The organism is Streptomyces sp. A0642, assembly GCF_004795105.1.
In the GTDB taxonomy this organism is placed as follows: Bacteria; Actinomycetota; Actinomycetes; order Streptomycetales; family Streptomycetaceae; genus Streptomyces.
This window is the reverse complement of sequence record NZ_SSBL01000007.1, coordinates 218889-241774: the sequence shown is the minus strand read 5'-3', so window position 1 is coordinate 241774 and position 22886 is coordinate 218889. Positions and strand designations below refer to the sequence as shown.

18 protein-coding genes and 1 pseudogene are annotated in these 22886 nt (G+C 71.1%); 6 read left to right on the top strand and 13 right to left on the bottom strand.

The window, feature by feature from the left end; all coding sequences use genetic code 11:
- Positions 1-56: 56 nt before the first annotated feature.
- Both E6R60_RS16525 and E6R60_RS16520 read right to left on the bottom strand, forming a co-directional pair.
- Positions 57-578, bottom strand: a complete 522-nt coding sequence (locus E6R60_RS16525) for an ATP-binding protein (protein ID WP_206309437.1) — start codon at positions 576-578, stop codon at positions 57-59.
- 222 nt (positions 579-800) lie between these two features.
- On the bottom strand, positions 801-1118 hold the full coding sequence (locus tag E6R60_RS16520) for a hypothetical protein (RefSeq protein WP_136327313.1): 318 nt from the start codon (positions 1116-1118) through the stop codon (positions 801-803).
- A 227-nt stretch (positions 1119-1345) separates the two neighbouring features.
- Here E6R60_RS16520 and E6R60_RS16515 point away from each other — a divergent pair, with 227 nt between their 5' ends.
- Positions 1346-2497, top strand: a complete 1152-nt coding sequence (locus E6R60_RS16515; protein WP_136327312.1) for a PLP-dependent cysteine synthase family protein — start codon at positions 1346-1348, stop codon at positions 2495-2497.
- Positions 2498-2589: 92 nt separating this feature from the next.
- On the opposite strand, the gene E6R60_RS16510 is transcribed toward E6R60_RS16515, so the two are convergent.
- From E6R60_RS16510 to E6R60_RS16500, 3 genes are all read right to left on the bottom strand, one after another.
- On the bottom strand, positions 2590-3069 hold the full coding sequence (locus E6R60_RS16510; RefSeq protein ID WP_136327311.1) for an SRPBCC family protein: 480 nt from the start codon (positions 3067-3069) through the stop codon (positions 2590-2592).
- 137 nt (positions 3070-3206) lie between these two features.
- Positions 3207-3659: an SRPBCC family protein gene (locus E6R60_RS16505; RefSeq protein WP_136327310.1), complete on the bottom strand. Its 453-nt coding sequence runs from the start codon at positions 3657-3659 to the stop codon at positions 3207-3209.
- A 52-nt stretch (positions 3660-3711) separates the two neighbouring features.
- A complete protein-coding gene (locus E6R60_RS16500; protein ID WP_136327309.1) occupies positions 3712-4554 on the bottom strand; it encodes a DeoR/GlpR family DNA-binding transcription regulator in 843 nt (280 codons plus the stop codon).
- Positions 4555-4747: 193 nt separating this feature from the next.
- Here E6R60_RS16500 and E6R60_RS16495 point away from each other — a divergent pair.
- Positions 4748-7122: pseudogene (locus tag E6R60_RS16495) on the top strand (hypothetical protein); the annotation flags it as partial.
- Here E6R60_RS16495 and E6R60_RS16490 read toward each other — a convergent pair.
- The 4 genes from E6R60_RS16490 to E6R60_RS16475 form a co-directional block, all read right to left on the bottom strand.
- The gene (locus E6R60_RS16490) at positions 7095-9527 is read right to left on the bottom strand and encodes a right-handed parallel beta-helix repeat-containing protein (RefSeq protein ID WP_136327307.1); all 2433 of its coding nucleotides are present in this window, start codon (positions 9525-9527) and stop codon (positions 7095-7097) included. The pseudogene E6R60_RS16495 and the gene E6R60_RS16490 sit on opposite strands and share 28 nt — an antisense overlap.
- A 140-nt stretch (positions 9528-9667) precedes the next feature.
- Entirely contained in the window at positions 9668-10303 is a 636-nt protein-coding gene (locus E6R60_RS16485) for a hypothetical protein (protein ID WP_136327306.1), read from the bottom strand.
- Between the two features lie 105 nt (positions 10304-10408).
- Entirely contained in the window at positions 10409-11233 is an 825-nt protein-coding gene (locus E6R60_RS16480; RefSeq protein WP_136327305.1) for an MOSC N-terminal beta barrel domain-containing protein, read from the bottom strand.
- 57 nt (positions 11234-11290) lie between these two features.
- Positions 11291-11767, bottom strand: a complete 477-nt coding sequence (locus E6R60_RS16475; protein ID WP_136327304.1) for a DUF6643 family protein — start codon at positions 11765-11767, stop codon at positions 11291-11293.
- Between the two features lie 1224 nt (positions 11768-12991).
- Between E6R60_RS16475 and E6R60_RS16470 the strand changes: the two genes are divergently transcribed.
- The 3 genes from E6R60_RS16470 to E6R60_RS16460 all read left to right on the top strand — a co-directional run bounded on the left by E6R60_RS16470 (position 12992) and on the right by E6R60_RS16460 (position 16180).
- On the top strand, positions 12992-14245 hold the full coding sequence (locus tag E6R60_RS16470; RefSeq protein ID WP_136327303.1) for an extracellular solute-binding protein: 1254 nt from the start codon (positions 12992-12994) through the stop codon (positions 14243-14245).
- Between the two features lie 142 nt (positions 14246-14387).
- On the top strand, positions 14388-15278 hold the full coding sequence (locus E6R60_RS16465) for a sugar ABC transporter permease (protein ID WP_240802593.1): 891 nt from the start codon (positions 14388-14390) through the stop codon (positions 15276-15278).
- Positions 15278-16180, top strand: coding sequence for a carbohydrate ABC transporter permease (locus E6R60_RS16460; protein WP_136327301.1), 903 nt, complete (start codon positions 15278-15280; stop codon positions 16178-16180). Before E6R60_RS16465 ends, E6R60_RS16460 begins: the two co-directional genes overlap by 1 nt.
- Positions 16181-16363: 183 nt before the next feature.
- Here E6R60_RS16460 and E6R60_RS16455 read toward each other — a convergent pair whose 3' ends face one another.
- From E6R60_RS16455 to E6R60_RS16440, 4 genes are all read right to left on the bottom strand, one after another.
- A complete protein-coding gene (locus E6R60_RS16455) occupies positions 16364-17602 on the bottom strand; it encodes an ROK family transcriptional regulator (protein ID WP_136327300.1) in 1239 nt (412 codons plus the stop codon).
- Positions 17603-17611: 9 nt separating this feature from the next.
- Positions 17612-18892, bottom strand: a complete 1281-nt coding sequence (locus E6R60_RS16450) for an ABC transporter permease (protein ID WP_136327299.1) — start codon at positions 18890-18892, stop codon at positions 17612-17614.
- Entirely contained in the window at positions 18889-19665 is a 777-nt protein-coding gene (locus E6R60_RS16445; RefSeq protein WP_136327298.1) for an ATP-binding cassette domain-containing protein, read from the bottom strand. The genes E6R60_RS16450 and E6R60_RS16445 overlap by 4 nt, the downstream gene beginning before the upstream one ends.
- Before the next feature lie 90 nt (positions 19666-19755).
- On the bottom strand, positions 19756-20850 hold the full coding sequence (locus E6R60_RS16440) for a substrate-binding domain-containing protein (RefSeq protein WP_136327297.1): 1095 nt from the start codon (positions 20848-20850) through the stop codon (positions 19756-19758).
- A gap of 488 nt (positions 20851-21338) precedes the next feature.
- Here E6R60_RS16440 and E6R60_RS16435 point away from each other — a divergent pair, with 488 nt between their 5' ends.
- The gene (locus tag E6R60_RS16435) at positions 21339-22649 is read left to right on the top strand and encodes an MFS transporter (protein ID WP_136327296.1); all 1311 of its coding nucleotides are present in this window, start codon (positions 21339-21341) and stop codon (positions 22647-22649) included.
- Positions 22650-22886: the final 237 nt, after the last annotated feature.

Here is a 22886-nt window from a genome sequence, read left to right as displayed (position 1 = left end):
GCCCCCACTCCTCCTGCGGGTGCCCCGTTCCGCGGGGGCGCCCCACTCCTGCCGCGTCAGCCGACGACCACCGACCGCGCCACCGAAGGTGACACGCCTTCCGGTGCCGTCAGCCCGCTCAGTTCGAACGGACCGTCGGTCGTCGCCCCGTAGAGCGCTTGCGGTGGCTGCGGGGCCAACGGGGAGGGGGTGGGAAGGGTGAACCAGACCACCTTCCCCGCGCCGCCCCGGGGGCGTACACCCCAGCTCTCACTGACCGCGGCGATCAGTGCGAGGCCCCGCCCCGACGTACTGGAGTCACCGGCCTGGCGCACGGTCGGCAAGCGGGGGTCGTGGTCGTGGACGGACACCGTGAGCCGGTCGAGCAGCAACTCGACCTCGACGGTGCATGATTTGTCCGGCTGTGCATGCCGGTGGACATTGGTCAGCAGTTCTGTGACGCCGAGCGCTGCCTGGTCGATCAGAGGATCGAGGTGCCAGTAGCGCAACTGCGCCGAGATGATTCTGCGGACCTGACCGATCCGCGACGGCAGGGCCTGGAGCTCCACCGTGCAGTGCCTGCTTGGCTCGCTGATCACGGCTGCGACTCCCCGAAGTAGGTCCGGAAGAAGACGAAGGAACGGATCCAGCAGATGGCTGGCTGCTGATTCCGGGCCGGCGGCCTGGATCGCATTGTCACCGCCGGTGAACCATGAGTGACGCGTCTCCAATGTCACCCGGCGGCCACGGGTCCGCAACTCGCGGTGTTCCCGCGGTCCCGCTCCGTCAGCCCCGCCGCCCGTCCCTGGTGCTCCGCCGGGTCAGCCCCGCCGCCCTCCCGCCCGCTGCACCGCTTCGAGGAAGCGCCGGGCAGGGGCGGCGTCCTCGGGTTTGCCGCGCTGCCGCGGCATCGTCAGCCGGTACCGCGTTCCGTTGACCCGCGCCACCGTGGCGTCCGCGCCCGCGAACCACGGTCTGCCCGCGCTCACCGTCCCCACCGGCGCGCTGTCGATCTCCCGGCCGTAGCTGGTGAGCAGGACCACCCGGCCGTCCTTGACGGTGACCTGCCCGGCCCGGGTGAGCGAACGCGCCCACCGGTCGATCCGCACACCTGTCTCACTGAACTCCGCTTCGTGCACGGCCCCTTCGCCCCCTTCATCACGCCCCTGAGAGGAAGTGTGCACACCCGGGGGCGTGTGCACCAGGGCGGAAACGGGACGCAACGCGGTATTTCCGACGCGGCGGACCGTTGGCGCCCGCCTGGGGGGCCAAGGCAGTGCTATGGCCTGTCAAAGTGAATGTTTGTGCAGGTAGGGGGCATATCGTGGGGCTCGCCGAGACCGGTCGTACGAGGAGAAGCGCACTGATGGGCACGAGTGAGCACAAGCATGAGGGCGTCGCCGCGGAGACCGTCGACATCGACCGCACCGACCCGGCCTACCGCGCCTGGCTCAAGGAGGCCGTCCGCAAGGTCCAGGCCGACGCCAACCGCTCCGCCGACACCCATCTGCTGCGCTTCCCGCTCCCCGAGAGCTGGGGCATCGACCTCTACCTCAAGGACGAGTCGACGCACCCCACCGGCAGCCTCAAGCACCGGCTGGCGCGGTCGCTGTTCCTCTACGGGCTCTGCAACGGCTGGATCCGCCCGGGCAAGCCCGTGATCGAGGCGTCGAGCGGTTCGACCGCCGTTTCGGAGGCGTACTTCGCCAAGCTGATCGGCGTCCCGTTCATCGCCGTGATGCCCCGTACCACCAGCGCCGAGAAGTGCCGGCTCATCGAATTCCACGGTGGGCGCGGCCACTTCGTCGACGACGCGCGCACGCTCTACGCGGAGTCGGCCCGGCTCGCGGCGGAGACCGGCGGTCACTACATGGACCAGTTCACGTACGCCGAGCGGGCCACGGACTGGCGGGGCAACAACAACATCGCGGAGTCCATCTACCAGCAGCTCAGGATGGAGCGTTACCCCGAGCCGGCCTGGATCGTCGCCACAGCGGGCACGGGCGGCACGTCGGCGACCATCGCGCGGTACGTGCACTACATGCAGCACGACACCCGCATCTGCGTGCCCGACCCGGAGAACTCCTGTTTCTTCGACGGCTGGACGCATCACGACCCCCTTGCCACGAGCGACTGCGGCTCCCGTATCGAGGGCATCGGCAGGCCGCGGATGGAGCCGAGCTTCGTCCCTGGCGCGATCGACCGGATGATGAAGGTGCCGGACGCCGCGACCGTCGCGGCCGTACGCGCCCTGGAGCGCTCCATCGGCCGCAAGGCGGGCGGCTCCACCGGCACCGGGCTGTGGAGCGCCTTCAAGCTGGTCGCCGAGATGCTCGCGCAGGGCCGCACCGGCAGCATCGTCACCCTGATCTGCGATCCGGGTGACCGCTACCTCGACAAGTACTACTCCGACGCCTGGCTGGCCGGCCAGGGCCTGGACATCGCCCCGTACACCAGGACGATCGACCACTTCCTGGCTACCGGTCACTGGCCGGGCCTGGAGCCGGGCCCGGCCTGAGCGGTCAGCCGCGGGTACGCTCCGGCCCTCAGGTGCGATCGGTCCGCCACGGTCCCCGGGTCTGCCCAGTCCGCCGCGGCGCGCCACGGGCCTCAGGTGGCAGCCGTGGCGAGCCGCCGGTCCAGATTGCGCACGGCGTCGCGGAACGACTTGCCCACCGCTCCCCGCGCCCGCCGCAGCGTGAACAGGAACAGCGGCGAACCGTCGGCCGCGAAGGTCCACTGCACCCGCGTGCCGGTACCGGCCGGAGTCAGCCGCCATTCCTCCAACAGGGCGTGCAGCCCGGGTGCGTTGGACTCGTCGATCCGGTAGCCGTAACGCTCGCCGGGCTCGGTGGCGACGAGCGTCTCCCGGAACGTGATTCCGCCCCGCAGCCGCACCTCGCGGCCCGCGCCGCCGGCGAGCGGCCGCGCCAGCGTCACCTGGGTGAACCAGTCGGGCCAGCCCTCGACGTCGTCGGCCAGGGCGCGGTACACGGCATCGGGCTGCGCCGACACCTCGGCGGCGAAGACCAGGCGCAGGGGGGCGGACTCGATGAAGTCGAGGCCCACGGAGCGGAGTCGGCGTGCCATGAACGCACCTCCTGTGCGATCGGCGGCGGACGGTTCGCGCACACCATAACGGGCGTGCAGTGTGGGATGTCGCCGCAGGCGCCGCCTCGTGACGGAACGTCACATGGAGCGGTGCGTGTCCTTTCGGGAGCCGGCTCTCACGGGTGCGGCTGCGCCGGCCGGTCCAGCATGGAGTCGAGCACCCGGCCGAAGATCCGCCGGCCGGCGCCGGCGACCAGCGGATCGCCCCAGCGCGGCAGCAGCGGCACCCGGAGCTCCTCCACCCACACCACATGGGAGCCGGCATGGGTGGGATACACGTCGATCGACGCCCTGCCCCGCACCACGCGGCCGCGCTTCTCCAGCCGGCACATGCCCGCCCGGCTGCCGGCCGGCGGCGACCACCGCACCACTTCCATCGGATCGTCGAACGCGAGCGGGCCGATCCCCGTGCGGGCCACGAACACGGTCCCCGCCCGCGTCGGCAGGCCGGTGGGCACCGTGATCGTCGTCAGGGGGACATGCGCGGCATGCCGTTCCCAGTCCGTCACCCGACGCCAGGACTCGGCTGCGGGCAAAGGAGTGAAGCGCTCGATCCGGAAGACGGCCACACGTCGATCCTAGGACGTCACGGCCTCCGCGCGACCTGACCGGAATCCGGGATCAGTCCTGCGCCGGCTCGTCGGCCGCCGCCCGGCCCGCCACCACGAGGTCCGGCACATGCGCCTCGATCTCCTCACGGGCTTCGGCGGACAGACCCGCGTCCGTGACGAACGTGTGCACCTGATCCAGTGCGGCGAACGAACTCAGCCCCACCGTGCCCCACTTGGTGTGGTCCGCGACCACCACCACCCGTCGCGCCGACTGGACGAAACGGCGATTGGTCTCCGCCTCCGCCAGATTGGGCGTGGACAGTCCGCCCTCCACCGAGATCCCGTGTACACCGAGGAAGAGCACGTCGAAGTGGAGCGAGGCGATCGCCCGGTCGGCGACGGGACCGACCAGTGAGTCGGACGGGGTCCGGACCCCGCCGGTCAGCACCACCGTCGCGGCGCCGGGCCGTGAGCCCGTCGAGCCCGGACGCTGCGCGGCATGGAACACATCGGCGACCCGCACCGAGTTGGTCACCACCGTCAAGTCCGGTATGTCCAGAAGATGCTGGGCCAGGGCGTAGGTGGTGGTGCCGCCGGAGAGCGCGATGGCGCTGCCGGGCACGGCCATCGTGGCGGCGGCCCGCGCGATGTCCTCCTTGGCGGTCAGCTCGAGCGCCGACTTCGCCTCGAAGCCGGGCTCGTGCGTGCTCGCCTCGACCACGGGCACCGCCCCGCCGTGCACCTTCTCGATGACCCCCTGGCGGGCCAGCGCGTCCAGGTCCCGGCGTACGGTCATGTCGGAGACGCTCAGTTTCCTGGTCAGCTCGTTGACCCTGACCCCGCCGCGCCTGCGCACCTCGTCGAGGATCAACGCACGCCGCTGCTCCGCGAGCAGATTCTGATTCTCGCTCAACGCAGTGCCCGGTCCTTCCTCTGGCCGTGCGGCAGCCCATGCCGAGGGCTCATCCTGCCACGCGGTGTCGCGGGCCGCCGCACTGGGGAGATTCCATAAGAGCGGTACGGGCGCCGGACTCGTCCACCACTCTGGTGACCGGCCATCAGCCGTGTCCCCCTCGGGCTTCCACCTCTGAGAGCGAGCCACCCCCGTGACACCTGCCATCCAGGCCCCGCAGAGCGAGGGCCCCGCACTGGAACTGCTGGTCCACGGCGTGGGCGGGGCCACCCCCCAGGAGATGCTCGTCGATCCGCGCACGGTCCGGGTGACCGGGGACGCCACCGCCGCCATCTACCGGCGCCCCGGCGACGTCGACGCGGAGTCCCATCCCGAGCGCTACCGGGACCGGCCCATCCCGGAGGCGTACTGCTGGTCCCATCTGACCTCCGGCAACGGCTCCCGCGCCCTGTGGCTCCTGCTGCTCCCGTTCATGGTGATCAACCTCGCCCACTGGATGCGGCCGGCCGCCACGCACCGCCCCCGGGCGATCAGGCTGTACGGCCTGCTCGTCCGGCTCCTCGCCCTGAGCCTCACCGTCCTGCTGACCGCCGCCGTCTGCGAGGTCGCGCTCGACCTGACCGCCTGGCAGTGCGCGGGCGTGCGGGCCTGCTCCGACCAGCGGTCCTGGCTGGGGTTCCTGTCGGCCGCGCAGGGCGGCTGGTGGTCCCAGCCGGGCCGCCGCCTCGCGCTGGCCGCGCTGGCGCCGACCGCGCTGGTGGGGCTGCTCTGGTACCTGTCCAACCGGACCTGGAGCGCCTACGAGTCCCAGCGCCCGCTGACCGGCAGCGAACCGGAGGACGACGACACCGCGTGCCCCGCCCCGGGGACGGAGACCGCGGCCCCGGTGCGGCCCGCGCTCGGACGTCCCGGCTTCTGGTACGGACGCCGGCTCGTCGCACGCCTGCGGGCCGCGCACACCGCGGCCGGGTTCCTCACCGTCACCGCCTTCGTCACGGGCGCGGCGGCCCGCCGGGACCGCTCCGCCGGCGGACCGGTGCCCGAAGTGTTCGGCCGGCTGATCGAGGCGGCCCTCGTCGTGGGAACGCTCTTCGTGGTCGGGGTGGTCTGCCGGCGCGGCCGGAGCGAACGGCGCCTGGACAACCGGCTCGACCGGGCCGTCGTCACGTATCTGCCCGCCACCGCCCTCGCCCTGCTCGTCCTCGCCGCGCTGCACGCGGCATGGTCACGCCCCGGCTGGGCCTCCTCGGGCACGCTTCCCGGTGACGTCATGTTCCGCCTCGTCACCCTCGCCCAGGGCGCACTGGTGGTGATCCTCGCCGCAGTGGCGCTGAACCTGTACCGGGGCAGCCCGGAGCGGCGCACCGTGCTGCGCGGACTCGGCGGCCCGGCCGTCGCGATGCTCGCCTGCGCGCTCGGCGGCGTGATGACCGGCGGGGTCGCCCAGCGCGTCGCCGACTGGCTCGACGGCCCCGGCAGCCCGGGAATGGGCCGCAGCGCCGTCATAGAGGGGCCACCGGTCCTCCTCAGCTGGCAGGCCTCCGTCATCCCCGTGCTCCTGATGCTCCTGGTGATCCCGGGCCTCGTGCTCGGCCTGCGCACCTACCGCGCGGCCCGGCGGCTGGAGCCGCTGGTCGACGCGGAGTACGAGGAGGAGCGGCCCGACCCCGCGCGGACCAGGCAGATCGCGCGCATCCGGGCCACGGCCGCGCTCACCGACTCCGCGCCCCGCATGCTGGGCCTGGTCTCCGGTGCCACGCTGCTGCTCGGCGCGGGCGCGGTCGGCGGGGCCTGGGCCAGCGGGCAGGTCCCCGGCCTGGCCATGGACGGCAGCAGTCCCTTCGTCGAATCCGTGGCCGAGGCGGCGCAGTCCACCGGCTCCTGGCTCATAGGTTTCGGCTTCCTGCTCTTCGTCGCCTGCGGACGGCGCGCCTACCGGGACGCCTCGGCCCGGCGCACCATCGGCATCCTCTGGGACGTGGGGACGTTCTGGCCGCGCGCCGCACACCCCTTCGCCCCGCCGTGCTACGCGGAGCGGGCCGTCCCCGACCTGGCCTCGCGCATGTCCGGCTGGACCGCCCGCACGCGCGGCCGGCTCGTCATCTCGGGCCACTCCCAGGGCAGCGTCCTGGCCGCCGCCGCCGTCTGGCAGCTGCCCGCCGTGACCCGCGGCCGCGTCGCGCTGCTCACGTACGGCTCGCCGGTCGAACGGCTCTACGGGCGCTGGTTCCCGGCCTACTTCGGGCCCGTCCAGTTGCACGGCCTGCACCGGTCCGTGCACTGCTGGCGCAACCTGTGGCGACCCACCGATCCGATCGGCGGCGCGGTCCGGCTCGGCGAGGAGTCCGGGCCCGAGGTGGACCGGGGCCCGCTGAAGGACCCGCTGGTCTACGGGCGCACCCCCGAGCACCCGCTGCCCGAGCCGGTGCTGGGGCACTCCGACTACCAGGCGGACCCCGTCTTCGCCCAGGAGCGTGCCGCGCTCCTGGAACGGCTCGTCCCCGTCCTGCCCCACCAGGCGGACGAGTCCGGGAGAGGGCTCAGGGAAGTTCCGGAAGGTCTTCCGGGAACAGCAGAGTGAGGTCGTCCGTGCTCGTCTCGGCGAGCTGGGCGACCCGTCCCGCATGCCGTTCGACCATCGACTCGAAGGTCTGGCGGGCCGTGCGGCCGTTGCCGAAGGCGGGTCCCTTGGGAAGCTCGGTGAAGTACTTCAGCAGCGCCTCCCCGGTCCCGGCCGCCAGGCTGTACTCGTGCTCCTCGGTCTGCTGCTCGACGATGCGCAGGAGCTCGCCGGGCTCATAGTCGCTGAACCTGATGGTCCGTGAGAACCGGGAGGCCACGCCGGGGTTGACGGTGAGGAACCGCTCCATCTCGTGCGTGTACCCGGCGACGATGACGACCACCGCGTCCCGGTGGTCCTCCATCAGCTTCACCAGCGTGTCGATCGCCTCCCGGCCGAAGTCCCGGCCGGAGTCCTCGGGGGACAGGGCGTACGCCTCGTCGACAAACAGCACCCCGCCGCGGGCCCGCTCGAAGGCCTCCTGGGTGCGGATGGCGGTCGAGCCGATGTGCTCCCCGACCAGGTCGACCCGGGACACCTCGACCAGATGGCCCCGCTCCAGCACCCCGAGGGAGGCCAGGATCTCCCCGTACAGCCGGGCCACCGTCGTCTTGCCGGTGCCGGGGGAACCGGTGAAGACGAGGTGGCGGCGGACCGAAGCCGCCTTCAGCCCGGCGAGCTGACGCCGGCGCCCGACCTCGATCATGTCGGTGAGCGCGCGCACCTCGCGCTTGACGCTGTCGAGGCCGACCAGCGCGTCGAGTTCGCCGAGCACGGCTGCGGACGTACGCGCGGGCTCGGCCGGCGCCTCGGCCGCCACGGGATCCACCGCACGCGGCGCGGGGACCGCCCCCAGCAGTCCCGGCGCCGACTGGGTGGCCGTGAGGACGGGGGGCGGCGGAGGAGTGGCGGAGCGCAGACCGCTCTCGTCGCTGGTGCAGTCCTCCACCACCGGACCGGTGGCCGAGGCGTCGCCGTGGGCCCCGCCCTCCGCGAACTCGTAACCGCCACGGGCGCACCGCTCCGTGCGGCAGCGCGTCAGCGTCGTACGGCAGCCGTCCATGACATGGAAGCCGTATCCCTCGCTGCCCGTGACCCGGCAGCTGTGGAAGGTGCCGCGGCCCTCGGCCGACACGTAGAAGCCCGCCTCGGCGGGGGAGGTGACGGTGCAGCGCTCGATCGTCGGATCGGCGCCCTTGGTGACGATCACGCCGGTCTGCACCGCGTCGATCGTGCAGTTGTTCAGGGTGCCGCCGCTGCCGTGGTCGCGGAACCACGCGCCGGTCGACGCCTCCCTGATGCGGCAGTCGTCGAGCTGCGCGGTCGCCCCGTCGCTGACCGACACCGCCGTGTTGCGGACCTGGGTGAGATCGCTGTCCACGACATCGGCGCGCGAGCCCCGGTCGAGGACGAACAGGGCGTCCGGCACGTCATGGACGCGGCAGGAATCCAGTATCACCGTGGCCCCGTCACTGACCCAGACCGCGGGATAGTCGCCGGTGCTGTCGTGGATCTCGCACTGGTTGGCATCGACCCGGGTGCCCGGATCCCAGACCGAGAGTCCATTGCGGCCGAAGCGCCGGACCGTCGAGCGGGTCAGCGTGAGGACGGACCGCGACCGCAGGTCCACCGCGTTCTCGGGGATGTCGTGGATGTCGCAGTCGGCCAGCGTGAGCACCGCGTCGGTGTCCAGGGTGACGCCGTCCGCGGAGGTGCGGTGCACCGTGCATTCGGTGAGGTGGGCGGCGGCGCGGGCCGACACCTGTATCCCGCTGCCCTTGATCTCGTAGATCTCGCAGCCGACGGCCTCGAGCCCGCTGCCCTCGCCGGTGACGGACAGGCCCGCGCCCGAGGCGTGGTGGACGCGGCAGCGCTCCAGCCTCGGGTGCGCTCCGTCGCGCACCGAGACACCGGACTGCCCGGCCGAGACGATCTCGCACTCCTCGAACACCCCGCCCGCGCCGTCGAGCACGGCGATGCCGACGCCGGCCGGGTTGTCGACGGTGCAGCGGCGGACGGTGGGCCGGGCCGCCCCGCGCACCTCGATGCCGGCGGCCGACCGGGTCACGATCCGCAGGTCCGCGAGGTCAGGTGCGCCCTCCTCGACCAGCAGGGCCGGGGCGGCGGAGTCCTGGCCCTCCACGTGCAGGTCCTGGACGACGGCGGAGGCGCGCAGGGTCAGCGGGACACCGTCCACGGGGGCGATCCGCACGGAGCCGACGGAACCCTCGGGCCCCCGCAGGGTCACCGCGCGGGCGATGACCAGATTCTCCCGGTAGGTGCCCGGGGCGACGGTGAGCACATCACCGTCCGCCGCCGCTTCCAGAGCCGCGGTGAGGGAGGCGTACTCGCCTGTGCGGCGCCGCCACCGCGATGTGCCGGTGTGCGTCACCTGGACCGTGCCCTGTGCCATGGCGCTGTTGTGCCCCCACCTCGTGCGTGTGTGAAGCCCGTGTCACCGGCCGCGCGGCAAGGGTCACCACGGGGCCTGCCTGCAGGAGTGACGGGCGGGCCGGTCCACCGTAGCGCGCGCGGGGCCGGGAGTTGACCGGATCAGCTGCCGGTGCCCGTCCTGCCCCAGTCCGGACCGGTCCCGGCCCATGCCCGGTCGAGCCGCTCGTACCGCCGTTGCACCATGCGCCATACGATCAGACGCCGCCCGCCCTCGATCACCAGGACGGACAACAGCGCCACGCCGCATCCCGCCAGCGCGGCGTGGGTGTGCGCCGTCGGCGCGTCCAGGGGCCGCGGGGCGGGGTTGCCCGCCAGGTCGGTCCAGATCCGCACCCGTGCGCCGTCGGCGGTGTCGCGTGAGGCCGTGGTCACCGTGGCACTGTGCGCCGTACCGTCCGCGCCGTGCCAGCGGGCCACCACGGGGGTCCGGCCGGTACGCCCGGGGGAGACCTCGGGGTCGGTCGCGACCTGCCGGGCGGGAACCTGGCGCACCACGACGGCGGTGGTCAGCTGACGGGCCGCGTGCTGCGCCCGCGCCGACTCCTGCAACGCGTCGTCGACGCGTTGCCCGCACAGCCAGCCGAGCACCGGCGCCGCCAGCACCAGCAGGAGCAGCGCGACCAGCGCCACCCACGCCTCTCGCCTGTCCGTGGCACGGCACAGGGAATTGTGCCGCCAACGCCAGAGTCCCGTGAGCGCTCGCACCTTTCCCGCACCCCCTTCCGTATCCGTCATAACCCGATACGGCGTGGTCCGCGCGCCGGAGCGGCGAAGAGAGAGCAACCTCACCCCGTCAACGCACGGCGCACTCCCGGGCGTTCCGCCCCGCGACATCGATTTTCAGCCCAGGATGCGGACCGGGTCCCCGACCCGGATGACGCCCGCCGTGTCCGGGATCAGATTCTGGCCGAAGAGCAGGTCCTTGCCGGACCGGCGGTACCGGGCGAGCGTGCGCAGGGGCTCGGAGCCGCGACGGGCGGTGTGCTGATCAGTCGTGGTGATGACACAGCGTGCACTGGGCTTGACCACGCGGAACGTCACCTCGCCGATCGCGATCCGGCTCCAGCCGTCCTCCGCCCACGCGTCCGTTCCCGCCACCACGGCGTTGGGCCGGAAGCGGTTCATCGGCAGCGGCCCCTCGCCGGCGTGGTCGCCGGCCGCAATGAGCGAGTTCAGCGCGTCGAGCGAGGCGAGTGTGGTGAGCAGCAGGGGGAAGCCGTCGGCCAGGCTCACGGTCTCGCCCGGCCGTGCGTACGCGGGGTCGATGAGCCTGCGCCGGTCCGGCGCGTCGAGGTGCACCAGCCTGACCTCCGCCCCGAGGTGCTCGCCGAGCCAGGCGTGGGCGCTCCGCGCGGCCTCGACGACGTCGAGCCGGCTGCGGTGCAGCACCACGCCGGCCGTCTCCCGCGGTTCGGGTACCTCCACGGCCAGCGCCGCGCCCCCCGGCGCGGTCAGCACGATGCCGCCGCCCGGCACGGGGGTGGCGGAGATCAGCGCCATGCGGGGCTGCTGACGTTGTGTGACCACCTTGCCGGTGTGGTCGACCAGCATCCAGCGGCGGTCGCCGTCGAGTCCCCATGGCTCGACGGCGGCCTCGCCGACCGCGCACGCGGCCAGCGACTTGACCGGGTGGATGTGGACGGCACTCAGTTCGGGAGAGGGCATGCCTCCATCCTGCCAGCCGTTCCCCGGCGTTCCGCCGCTGCGTGCCGGCAGCGCTCCCTAGTAGCCCCTGCCCTGGTACGGGCGGTTGTACGGGTCCTCGTACGGCGATTGCGCGGGTGCGGGGCGCGGTGCCGCCGGGCGCATCGACTCGTAGCCCGTGCTGGGCGCCGGCCGCTGCTGCTGGTACTGCGGAGGCGACTGGTAGCCCCCGCGGGCGGCGGTCGGCTGCTGCGGGATGTACGGCGCCGGGGCGTGCTGCAACTGCGCCGGCTGCATCGGCGCGTAGCTCTGCTGCGCCATCGGCTGCTGGTAGCCGTACGACGGACTGGGCTGGGAAGGCGCCGCGGGAAGAGCCGGCAGGGCCGACGAGAGCGCCGGCAGATAGCTGTTGCCGGTGTCGTACGCGGCGGGCACTCGGATCGGTGCGATCTGAGGCGTGCCCCGCTCCGCGACCAGGGAGTCGTAGATCGGGGTGTCGGGGAACGACGGCGCGGCGTAGTAGCCGCCGCCGTAGGTGGAGCGGGGGGAGGTCATGGCACCTAAGTTAAGCCCACGATGTGCCGATTGGGGAGCCCCAATCTCGGGGTCATCCTTTTTACGCACATTCTGACCGCCTGACCTGCTAAAACGGTGACAAAGACGCCCGCTGACAGCGATGTCTTCCACCGGTGGCGTGCGGGACCCGGCTGAAGTGGCGGACGGGCCGCGAGCGGCGGGCCCCTGCCCGGCGGTCCGCCGGCGACGGGGGGCTTCGCGCTGAACCCCCGGAACCGGGCGGTCGGCAGGCCGGCGGCCATGGCGGCCGGTGCCGTGTGCCACCGGCCGGAAGCGTGCGCGGTGAAGGTCCGGCCCGCGGATCCGGGGGCGCTGCGTCGGTGGGCTTTCGGGCCCATGGGGGAGTCGGCGGGCGGCCTCGTCGCACGCCCGGAGAGGCCGGTCGGCCGTCGGCATGCCGGGAACGCTCGGCGACCTCGTTCTGCGGTCCGGCCGCAGAACGCCAGGAGTCGGGGGAGCGCCGCCGGGCGCTGGGCCTTCCGAGGCGGAGCGGCTCGGAGGTGGTGACCGCCGAGGAGCTTCGCCTGCGCGCGCCGAGACCCGCGGAACGCCGTCCGGCGCACCGTGGCCAACGGGGGTTCGGCCTTCCTGCCGGCGACGCGGATTCCATCTCCCTGTGCGCGCGCGGCATTTCCGTCCGGGCAGCGGTGCTGCCCGGACGGAACATAGGGAACAGCTGTGGAGGAGTCCGTAGGTGCGGCATGTCCGGGAAGCGCTTCGCGACGGGTTCGCGACCGTAGGGCCCGGCTGACGTGGCGTCAAGGAGTAGTGCGGGGCGGCGCAAGAGAATGAGGGGAAACCGGTAGGTGGTCGAAATGTTTCGACCCCCACCCGGGCAGTCCCGATTAAGTTTCGAAGAACTTTCGGAAATGATTCATTGACTGCCGCTCCGCGCCAAGCGCATACTCCCAGCCATCGGCACCTCCCCGTAACGGAAACGACTCCGTGCGGACACACCCGTCCACCTGGCACATCCACACGAGCATGCCCGGAGCCGGAAAGCAGGGCCGCGGTGATCGCCACTCCCACACACGTGTACGGCCTTCACCGCGCCCATCGCCGACCTGCCGCCTGAACGCCCGCGTCAACGCCGGCCAGGCCGCTGCATCACTCAACCATGCGCACCCACTGTAGTAATGACGACAGATCAGGGATCTCCACAATGACGAGGAAGTACGCAGCGCGACGGCCGTCGCGATCGGCTTGGGCATCGCGCTCGCCGCCACCGGCTGCGCCGGTGGCGGCGACGACGCCGGCAGTGGTGCGTCCAACGGCAAGGTCACGTTGACCCTCTGGGAGAACGCGACGCCCGGGCCGGGTGCGGAGTACTGGAAGACCGCCGCGAAGGCGTACCACTCGCAGCACCCGAACGTCACCATCAAGCTCCAGACGGTGCAGAACGAGGACTTCGACGGCAAACTGCAGACCGCGCTCAACTCGAACTCCGCGCCGGACATCTTCCTGCAGCGCGGTGGCGGCAAGATGCAGGCCATGGTCGACGCCGGCCAGGTCCAGGAGCTGAGTCTCAGCGCCGCCGGCAAGGAGAACGCGGGCGAGGCGGGTCTGGCGGGCTATTCGATCGACGGCAAGCTCTACGCGGTGCCGGTCGACACGCAGCCCGAGGGCATCTACTACAGCAAGGACCTGTTCAAGCAGGCCGGCATCACCGCGACGCCGACGACGATGGACGAACTCAAGTCCGCCGTGGCGAAGTTGAAGGCGATCAAGGTCGCCCCGATCGCGGTCGGCGCCAAGGACGCGTGGCCGGCAGCGCACTGGTACTACAACTTCGCCCTGCGGGCCTGCAGTCAAGACACCATGAAGAAGACCGCCAAGTCGCTCGACTTCAACGATCCGTGCTGGACCAAGGCCGGCGAGGACCTCGCCTCGTTCCTCAAGGCAGAGCCCTTCCAGAAGGGATTCCTGACGAACTCCTCGCAGCAGGGCGCCGGGTCGTCGGCGGGCATGCTCGCCAACCACAAGGCGGGCATGGAACTCATGGGCAACTGGGAGCCCGGTGTGGTCGCCAACCTGACCCCGGACAAGAAGCCGCTTTCCGACCTGGGCTGGTTCCCCTTCCCCACCGTGGCCGGTGGCCAGGGCGACCCGACCGCCATCATGGGCGGTCTCGACGGATTCTCCCTGTCCAAGAACGCCCCGAAGGAGGCCGTCGACTTCCTCGAGTTCCTTGTCACCAAGGAGCAGCAGGAGCCCTATGCCAAGGCCTTCTACGCGATCCCGGTGAACAAGAAGGCCCAAGGGGTCGTCACCGACTCCTACAACATCTCCGCGCTGGAGGCCTTCAACAAGGCTCCCTACTCCATGATGTTCCTCGACACCGAGTACGGCCAGAACGTCGGCAACGCCATGAACACCGCGGTCGTCAAACTGATGGCCGGCCAGGGCTCCGCCGCCGACATCGTCAAGGACAGCAACGCCGCTGCCGCGAGGGGCTGAGTGGCAGACCATGAGCGACACCCTGGGTACTGACACGGCCCCCGGCCGCCAGTCGCAGGGCACGCCGGGAGTCGGGGGTGCGGCGAAGTCCGCGCCGCCGGCTCCGCCGCGAGCGGCTGGGCGCCGTCGCGGCCGTGCCAAGATGCGACTCGAAATCGTGGTCCTGTCCGGACCGGCGATCATCATGTTCCTGGCGTTCGTGATCTTCCCGGTCGCGCTCGCCGCGTTCTACGGCTTCTACCGGTGGCATGGTTACGGGGCGCCCACGGACTGGGTCGGCCTGAACAACTACAAGCTGATCCTCACCGACCCCGCGTTCCAGCAAGTCCTGTGGCACAGCGGCCTGATCATGGTGCTCTCCCTGGTCATCCAGGGTCCCGTCGCGATCACACTCGCGCTCCTGCTCAACCAGAAGGTCCGCGGCCGTTCGGCCATCCGCGTCCTGATCTTCGTGCCCTACGTCATCTCCGAGGTCATCGTCGGCACCGGCTGGAGCCTGATGCTCCAGAGCAACGGCGCCGTCAACGATCTGCTGCGCCACGCCGGCCTGGGCTTCCTCCAGGCCGAGTGGCTCTCCGACCCGAAGCTGGCCATCTGGACGCTGATGGGCATCATCTCGTGGAAGTACGTCGGGTTCGCGGTGATTCTGATGCTCGCCGGCCTGCAGTCGATCCCCGAGGAACTGTTCGAGGCCGCTCAGATCGATGGCGCGTCCTACTGGCAGGTCCAGCGGCGCATCACGCTGCCGCTGCTGGGGCCGACGATCCGCATCTGGGCCTTCTTGTCGATCATCGGCTCACTGCAGTTGTTCGATCTCGTGTACATCATCTGGGGCCAGTACGTCTCGGGCACCGCGGGCACCTCGACCATGGCGATCTACATGGTCGCCCAGGGGCGCAGCGCGGGAAACTACGGCTACGGCAGCGCCGTCGCGGTCGTGATGTTCCTGATCTCGCTCATTGTCGCGCTGGTCTACCAGCGCTACGTGCTGCGCCGTGACCTCCGGGGCGCCGTCACCGAAGGAGCCCACTGATGAGTGCGACGTCCGTCGGCCCCCGGCCCTCCTCCGCCGCGGAGCCGGATACCCCCACCGGTCGCCCCGGCCGTCGCGACGGACCGCAGCGGTGGGGGCATCCCTTCACCTACTTCGTCGCGCTGCTCTTCATCGGCGCCTGCATCGCACCGGTGCTCTACATCGTGCTCGGCGGATTCCGCACCAACTCGCAGATCACCACGAGCCCGGCCGCCCTGCCGCACCCCTGGGTCCTCGGCAACTACGCCGCCGTGCTGAGGTCGAACACGTTCTGGGGGGAATTCGCCAACTCCCTCATCGTCGGGTTCGCGAGCACCGTCGGCATCGTCGTACTCGGCCTGATGGTGAGCTTCGTGCTCGCGCGCTATGACTTCAGGCTCAAAGGGGCGATGTATTCGATGTTCGCCGCGGGGCTGATGTTCCCGATGGTCATCGCGATCACCCCGCTGTACATCGTCATCAAGAAACTCGGACTCGTCGACAACCTGCTGGGCGTCATCGTTCCGCAGATCGCGTTCGGCCTGCCGACGACCGTCATCATTCTGGTCCCGTTCCTCAGGGCCATTCCGAACGAGATCGAGGAAGCCGCCGCGATCGACGGGGCGAGCCGGCTGGGATTCTTCTTCCGCATGGTGATCCCGTTGTCGCTGCCCGGTGTGGTGACCGTCGGAATTCTCGCGTTCATCGGCAGTTGGAACAACTACGTCCTGCCCCTTTACATCCTCAACTCGCAAGCCAACTTCACCCTGCCCCTGGGCGTCCAGGCCTTCTCCTCGCAGTACTCCCTGGACACCGCGAAGGTCCTCGCGTTCACCTCGCTCGCCATGCTGCCCGCACTGGTCTTCTTCTCGGTCTTCGAGAAGCGGATCGTCGGCGGTCTCACCGGCGCCGTGAAGGGCTGACTTCGGCACCAGGTTCTTCGCGCCCTCGTCCGCACGCCTGTTCCTGCCGTGCTCCGCGGCAGGGACAGGCGGCTGTCGGAGGAGGGAACCCCCATGTGCGGCGTCTGCCGGCACCGGCGGCGCGTTCCCGCGCACGGCCGCCGGCGTCGCCCTCCGGCCGGAGCTTCCCGGACCGGCCGGAGTTCATGACTCGGTACGCACCCCGGGCCCCTGCTGACCGTCGAGCCGGGCCAGGACCTCCAGGGGGTTGTCCAGGCTTTCCGAGAAGGCGAGTTCCGCGGCGCCGATCAGCACGGCGCTGTCGCCGAGTTCGCAGACCCGCAGCCGGAGGTTCTCGCGGGAGGCCCCGAGGGCGGTGGTGTTGATGCGGCTGCGCACCTGCGCGGCCGCGCCGAGGAAGACGTCCCGGAGCACGCCCCCGAAGATCACGGTTCCCGGATTGAAGACATTGACCAGATTGGCGACCCCGACACCCAGCCAGTCGCCGACGCGGCGCAGAGCGGCGGCGGCGACGACGTCCCCGCGGTCGGCGGCCGCGACGACGGCGCGTACCGTGTCGTGGCCCGGGGTACGGCCGTCCCGCCGGGCGGCCTCGAGCAGGGCCCGCGCGCCGGCCTCGGCTTCGAGGCAGCCGGTGGCGCCGCAACCGCAGGGCCGGCCGCCGTGCGGGTTCACGATCATGTGGCCGACTTCGCCCCCGTAGCCGTCCTCGCCGCGCAGCAGCCGTCCGTCGACGATGACACCGGCCCCGATTCCGATGTCGCCGTGCAGATAGACGACGTTGCGGCAGCCGGCTCCGGCACCGCGCAGATGCTCGGCCAGCGCCGCGACGTTGGCCTCGTTGCCGATGGCGACCGGAACGGTGAGGCCGAGGCGGTCGGCGAGCTGGGCGCCGAAGTCCTCTTCCGACCAGCCCAGGTTGGGAGCGAATCGGACCAGCCCGTCGGGATGGCGGACGATGCCTCGCACCGCCACTCCGACGCCGACACAGTGGCTGCCGGCCGGAGCGGCGGTCAGCATCTGCCGGGCCGACTCCGTGAGCGCCTCCGCGACCTGCCCGGGGGGCTGGGGGCCCGCCACCGCCCAGGGAACCTCGTGCCGGTCGAGGAAGAGGCCGCCGAGGCCGATGCGTGCCGCGGTCAGGCGGTCCACACCGATGTCGAACGCGAGGACGTGGGCGCGTGCGGACTCGGGGCGCACCACGAGCGAAGGACGTCCCGCCCGGCCGGTGTCCCGCGGGAGCTCCTCGCGCACGAGGCCCGCGCCGGTGAGCTCACTGACCAGGCCCAGTACGGTGCTGCGGTTGACTCCCATGCGCTCGGCGAGAACGGTCCGGGAGGCGGGGCCGCCGATGTGGACGTGGCGCAGCAGGGTACTGAGGTTGTGCCGGCGGATCTCCTCCTGGGAAGGACCGGCTTTCATAAGGGAACCTCATCGTTGCGCGGCGCGGCGGCGGGACAGAGCGTCCACCCCTGCGGCCACCAGCAGTACCGAACCGGTGACAGCGTACTTGACGCCCGAGCTGTACCCCATGAGGCCCATGCCGTTCTGGATCACGGCGACCACCATGCCGCCCAGGACGGCGTCGATGACGCGTCCGCGCCCGCCGAACAGACTGGTGCCGCCGATGACCGCGCCGCCCACGGCGAGCAGGAGGACGTTGCTGCCGCCCGTGTTCGGGTCCACCGAGTTGCCGCGCGAGGCGGCGATGATCCCGCCGACTGCCGCCATGGCCGAGCAGATGACGAATGCGGAGATGCGGATGAAGGCCACGTTGATGCCGGCTCTGCGGGCTCCCTCGGCACTGCCGCCCACCGCGTAGATGTGCAGTCCGAAGGAGGTGCGCTGGAGCACGAAGGTGCCGATGACCAGCAGGGCCCCGATGACCGGCACGACGATGGGCACGCCCTTGAGCGAGTCGACGATGACGTTGCGGCTGCGTTCCTGGTTGAGCAGGTACACCGCCAAACCCCCGAGTACGACGGCCGTGCCGAGGCGCAGGGCGATCAGCGCGGGCGGTGAGGTGGGCAGTCCCCGGGACCTGCGGTTGCCGTTGGCGCGGAACTGGACGGCCGCGTAGGCGGCGACGCAGACGGCGAGCAGGACCCAGCCGAGCGCGGGGCTGAGGTTGTCGTTGGCTATCGCGAGGATCGTCTTGTCCTCGATCGAGATGTTGGTGCCCTCCTTCAGGAGGATCAGCACGATGCCCTGGAACCCCAGGAAGGCGGCCAGGGTGACGACGAAGGACGGAATCCCGACCTTCGCCACCAGAAGGCCCAGGAGCAGCCCGATGGCCACTCCGGTCAGCATCGCGGCGGCCACCGCTCCGTACCAGGGCCATCCGTGGTCGGTGAGGAGGATGGCCAGCACGGCGGCGCAGACGCCGCTGGCGTAGCCGGCGGACAGGTCGATCTCGCCCAGGAGCAGGAGGAAGACCAGGCCCATGGCGATGGCGATGCTGCCCGCCCCCTGGGTCAGCAGGTTGGCGAAGTTGAGCTCGGTGAGGAAGACCGGGCGGAGGACCGCGAAGAACGCGCAGAGGACGACCAGGCCGAGGACGGCGGGGAGCACGCCCAGTTCACCCCCGCGGACCCGCTCGACGTAGGCGCGGGCGAGAGCGCCGATACCGGGTGTCTCGTGGGGGTCGTCCGCGCCGGTTCCTCCGGTTCTTCCCCGTCCTTCCGGCTTCTGGGGCGCGAGGGCGGCGGTCATGAGGTGGCTCCGTTGCTGTCGGCGAGGCCCAGGTCCCCGCTGCGGCCTGCGGTGATCAGTTCGACGACCTGGGCGTGCGTCAGGTCCGAGGTCTTGACCTGGGCGGCCATCCGGCCCAGGTGGAGGGCGGCGATCCGGTCGGACACCGCGAAGACGTCGTTCATGTTGTGCGAGATCAGCACGACGCTGAGGCCGTTGTCGGCGAGCCTCCGGACGAGCTCGAGGACCTGAGCGGTCTGCGCGACGCCGAGTGCCGCGGTCGGCTCGTCGAGGACCACGACCCTGCTGTTCCACAGCACGGCCTTGGCGATGGCCACGGTCTGCCGTTGCCCGCCCGAGAGACTGGAGACCTTCTGCCGGACCGACTTCACGGTGCGCACGGAAAGACTCTTCAGCGTGCTGGCCGCCATCTCCTCCATCGTCCCGCCGTCGAGCACGATGCCGCGGCGTTTCTCACGGCCGAGGAACATGTTCTGGACGATGTCGAGGTTGTCGCAGAGCGCGAGGTCCTGGTACACGATCTCGACGCCCAGCGCTGCTGCGTCGCGCGGGCTGTGCACGTGGACAGGCTCGGCGTCGAAAAGGTACTCGCCCGAGTCGATCGGATGGATGCCGCCGATGCACTTCACCAGCGTGGACTTGCCGGCGCCGTTGTCGCCGACCAGGGCGGTCACCTCCCCCGGGTAGGCGGCGAAGTTCACCTCGTGCAGCACCTGCACCGCGCCGAAGCTCTTGTCGATCCCCCGCAGTTCGAGGATCGGGGTGGCTGTCATGGTGGACGGCTCCTTGGGTTCGTTGCGCCGCGGACCCCGGCCCTCGTCCTGCTCCGGGACGGGGGCCGGGACGGTCGGGTCCGGCATGGCCTACTTGACGCCGTACTTGGTGCACAGAGCGGCGTACTTGCCGGTGCACAGGTCGGCCGTGGTCACGTATCCGTCGGCCACGACGTCCTTGACGTTGTCCTGGTAGACGGCCACCGGGGTCTCGAGGACCGCGGGCACGTCGCGCTTGCCCTCCGGATCGTGGACGGTGGCGTTCGTCGTCCCCTTCCGGCCCTTGGCGAGGCTCACCGCGAGCGCCGCGGTGGCGTCCGCCTCCTTCTTCACCGCCTTGTAGACCGTCATGCACTGCTCGCCCGCCAGAATGTTCTGCAGGCCCTGAACGGTGGCGTCCTGGCCGGTGACGGGCACCTGTCCGTTGCGGTGGTTCTTGCGCAGCACGGCGATGGCGGCGTTGCCGAGGCCGTCGTTGGCGGCCAGCACTCCGCCGATCCGGGGCTCGCTCGTCAGCATCTGCTCGAAGATCGTGCCGGCCTGAGCGTTGTCCCAGTCCGGAACCGACTGGTTGGGGCCCTTGCGGTACTCGCCCGAGGCGTACTTCGGGTTCAGGACGCCGTCGTAACCCTGGGCGAACAGCGTGGCGTTGTTGTCGGTCGGGGACCCGTTCAGCTCGGCGACGACGGGCTTCTTGGCGTTCAGGTCGGCCAGGCACTTGCCGAGACCTTCGCCCTGGAGCTTGCCGACGGCCGTGTTGTCGAAACTGACGTAGTACTGGGCGGAGCCGCCGAGGGTCAGCCGGTCGTAGTCGATGGTGGCCACGCCCTGCGACTTGGCCTTGCTCAGGACCGCCTTGCCGGTGCCGCTGTCCAGATTCACGATCACCAGGACGTTGACACCCTTGGTGATCATCTGGTCGGCAATGGTCTGGAACGCCTGCTTGTCGCCTTCCGCGTTCTGGATGTCGTAGTCCACGCCCGCCGCTTTGAAGGCCGCGGTCAGCAGCGGCCGGTCCGCGTCCTCCCAGCGGGCCGACGACTTGCTGTCCGGAAGGATCACGCCGATCTTCGGCTTCTTGGCGCCTCCTCCGGCGTCGTCGCCACCCGCGGAGGAGTCGCCGCAGGCGGCGAGCGAGGTCATGAGCACCACGGAGGTGCCGGCGATGAGGATTCCCTTGCGCATCGGAAGGGCCCCCCTTTCTGAGGTAACGGCCGTCCGGCACGGGGCGCACGGTTCGGCAGTGAGGGATGACTCCGGCAACGCCGTGAACAGGCGGTGCGCCCTCACGCGTTGAATGTTGTGGGCGGCAACATACGCGGCTCGGCCGACTGGCCACCAGCCCTCCACATGTGCGGCCCGATTACGATCGGGTCACGGGGCGGTAATCGGTCAACGACAACTGATCGCTCGTCAATTCCGGTACCGAGTCGCCGTGATGCCCGCGCGTCGCGGACCCGTCGCCGGACGGGCGGCCTCGGAGGGTGAGTGGGCGGCGCGCCCCCGCGACACCCGGCACACCGCCACCGCCGGGGAGCCCGGCTCGAAAAGTTTCGAGCTTGACACGGAATATTTCGCATGGTCTTCTGCTGCGCGCTTGCCCCGTTCGCGTACGCGCCCTCCTCCGGTGCCGCGGTGTCTCCGGGCGGCGCAGACCGTGAGGGGGCCTGGGTGTGACTGCGAACGCGGGTTCGCCGGACGGGCGGAGGGAGTCGCCCGCCCAGGTGCCACGGGGGCGGGCGCTCGTCGCGGTGGCCGGGCTGTCACTCGCGCTGTTCACCTTCGCCACGGTCGAGGCCCTGCCCGTGGGCCTGCTGCCGCAGATCGCACACGGCCTCGGGGTCTCGCTGCCCTCGGTGGGCCTCCTCGTGACCGGATACGGCCTCGTGGTCATGGCGACCGCCATCCCGCTGACCGCGTTGACCCGGCGGATTCCTCGCCGACGCCTGCTGGCCGTGGTGCTGGCACTCTTCACCGGCGCCACGCTGCTGTGCGGCATGGCTCCCGGCTATGGCGTTCTGCTGGGGGCGCGCGTTCTGATCGCGCTCACCCACGCGGTGATGTGGTCGGTGGTCGCCTCGGCCGCCACGGGCATGTTTCCCGAGCGGGTGCGGGCGAAGGTCGTGGCCGCGCTGTTCGGCGGGTCGTCGCTGGCACAGGTTCTGGGTGCGCCCGCCGGAACGTGGCTCGGGCAGCAGACCGACTGGCGGGTGCCGTTCGTGGTGGTGAGCTGCCTCGGACTGCTCTCCGGGATCACCGTGGTGGGCATGCTGCCCTCCTCGCCGGTGGAGGCGAACCCGGCCGCCACCGCCCCGCAGCCCGACCGGTTCCGGTTCCTGCTGGTCGTGACGGCGACCGCAGTCGTCATCGGCGGGTTCTTCACCTTCTACACGTACGTCACGGTCTTCCTCACCGACGTCGCCGGGATCTCGCCGCACTCGATCGGGGCGGTGTTCGCGGTGGGCGGCGTCGGAGGGCTGATCGGCACCAGTGTGTCGGGACTGCTCTCCGGCCGCAGCGCCCGCGGCACCATGATCGGATCCGTGGCCCTGGTGACTGCCGCCCTGGCGCTCCTGGTGGCGGCCGGAGACCGCCCCGTCGTCCCGGTCGCGGCGATCACGCTGCTCCTGCTGTCCCTGTCCGCCATGGTCACCGCTCTCACCAGCCGGATCCTGCACATCGCGCCGGGCAACGTGGACGTGGCCTCCGCGGCGAGTTCCGCGGCCTTCCAGGCGGGCATCGCCGCGGGCTCCTTCCTCGGCGGAACCGTCCTGGCCGCCCGCGGCCCGGACGGCGTCGCAGTCCTCGGCATGTCCGGCGCCGCCGCCGGGCTCGCGCTGCTCCTCGCCGAGGAACCGCTCAGCCGTCTCGTCGGCCGGTTCGGCGAGGGAGAAGTGCGGACCGGTTTCTCCCCGCCCGGCCCGCCCATGGCCCGGGAAGAATCCCTGTCCTGCACGAAGGGGCACGGGGGCGAGCACGCGTAGCGGAACGGGACGCACCGCGTGGCACCGAAGGGGCGCCCCGCGACCTCGGCCGCATCGCGTCCGAACGAGGGCGGGTCGACTCCTGCCTCCCGCCGCACGGCCCGGCGCCGAGCGTTCCTTCCCACCCGGAGGCGGCGTCCGTGAAGCGGACGCCCGCGCACCCACGGCATCATCCGACGCGCGCGCGGCCGAACCGAACTGATGGGCCGTCAAGGCGTTTCACGGACGGCGCGGAGC

Coding starts and splice junctions, on each gene's coding strand:
- E6R60_RS16515 (WP_136327312.1), top strand. CDS start 1,346: ATGGGCACGAGTGAGCACAAGCATGAGGGCGTCGCCGCGGAGACCGTC.
- E6R60_RS16510 (WP_136327311.1), bottom strand. CDS start 3,069: ATGGCACGCCGACTCCGCTCCGTGGGCCTCGACTTCATCGAGTCCGCC.
- E6R60_RS16490 (WP_136327307.1), bottom strand. CDS start 9,527: ATGGCACAGGGCACGGTCCAGGTGACGCACACCGGCACATCGCGGTGG.
- E6R60_RS16485 (WP_136327306.1), bottom strand. CDS start 10,303: ATGACGGATACGGAAGGGGGTGCGGGAAAGGTGCGAGCGCTCACGGGA.
- E6R60_RS16480 (WP_136327305.1), bottom strand. CDS start 11,233: ATGCCCTCTCCCGAACTGAGTGCCGTCCACATCCACCCGGTCAAGTCG.
- E6R60_RS16475 (WP_136327304.1), bottom strand. CDS start 11,767: ATGACCTCCCCCCGCTCCACCTACGGCGGCGGCTACTACGCCGCGCCG.
- E6R60_RS16465 (WP_240802593.1), top strand. CDS start 14,388: ATGCGACTCGAAATCGTGGTCCTGTCCGGACCGGCGATCATCATGTTC.
- E6R60_RS16460 (WP_136327301.1), top strand. CDS start 15,278: ATGAGTGCGACGTCCGTCGGCCCCCGGCCCTCCTCCGCCGCGGAGCCG.
- E6R60_RS16455 (WP_136327300.1), bottom strand. CDS start 17,602: ATGAAAGCCGGTCCTTCCCAGGAGGAGATCCGCCGGCACAACCTCAGT.
- E6R60_RS16450 (WP_136327299.1), bottom strand. CDS start 18,892: ATGACCGCCGCCCTCGCGCCCCAGAAGCCGGAAGGACGGGGAAGAACC.
- E6R60_RS16445 (WP_136327298.1), bottom strand. CDS start 19,665: ATGACAGCCACCCCGATCCTCGAACTGCGGGGGATCGACAAGAGCTTC.
- E6R60_RS16440 (WP_136327297.1), bottom strand. CDS start 20,850: ATGCGCAAGGGAATCCTCATCGCCGGCACCTCCGTGGTGCTCATGACC.